Origin of the sequence: Falsiroseomonas oryziterrae, assembly GCF_021864505.1 — a bacterium.
Taxonomy (GTDB): domain Bacteria; phylum Pseudomonadota; class Alphaproteobacteria; order Acetobacterales; family Acetobacteraceae; genus Falsiroseomonas; species Falsiroseomonas oryziterrae.
Window position 1 is genome coordinate 1 of record NZ_JAKJIB010000704.1, and the last position, 589, is coordinate 589.

The following is a 589-nucleotide window of genomic DNA, read 5'->3' on the forward strand; positions in this document are numbered from 1 at the left end:
CGCCTCGCGCCGCGCCGCGACATCGTCATCGGCGGCCGGCGCGCCGGAGGCCAGCTCCGCCGCCACCTCCAGACCGACCTCGCGATTGGCGGCGCGCCCGCGGCGGCGCGCCCGGTCGAGCGCCCGCCGGTCGCCGATCGCCACCAGCCAGGGCCGGAAGGGGCGGGCCGGGTCGTAGGTGTGCCGGATGCGGTGCAGCGTGAGCAGCGCGTCCTGGACCGCATCCTCCGCCTCCGCCGGATCGCGGAGCCGGGCGCGGCAGACGGCGCGCAGGAGCGGCAGGCAGTCGCGCAGCAGCGCGTCGTAGGCCGCCGCGTCCCCGGCCTGGGCGGAGGCCATCAGCCGCGACCAGCGCGCCTCCCGCGCCTCCCCGACCGTACCGGCGGACGGGGCGGTCACGGCGGGCCGAACGAAGAGCAGGCGGTCTGCGGTGACATCGGACATTGCGAGCCTATCCCGCCTGCGCCCCCCGCACGACCCGCTGTCGCGATGCTGGAGCCCCGTACGCTTCGCCCTGGGCGGCGGCGAGGTTACGCCGCCCGCAGCCCGAGGCGCCTCAGGGCGGCGCGGCGGGCGGGCGTCGCGGCCC

Annotated in this window: 1 protein-coding gene; it reads right to left on the minus strand. The window is 79.3% G+C overall.

Going from position 1 to position 589, the window contains the following annotated elements:
- Window positions 1-444, minus strand: a 444-nt coding sequence (locus L2I40_RS24225; RefSeq protein WP_237217878.1) for a sigma-70 family RNA polymerase sigma factor, incomplete at its 3' end; no start/stop codon positions are given.
- Window positions 445-589: the final 145 nt, after the last annotated feature.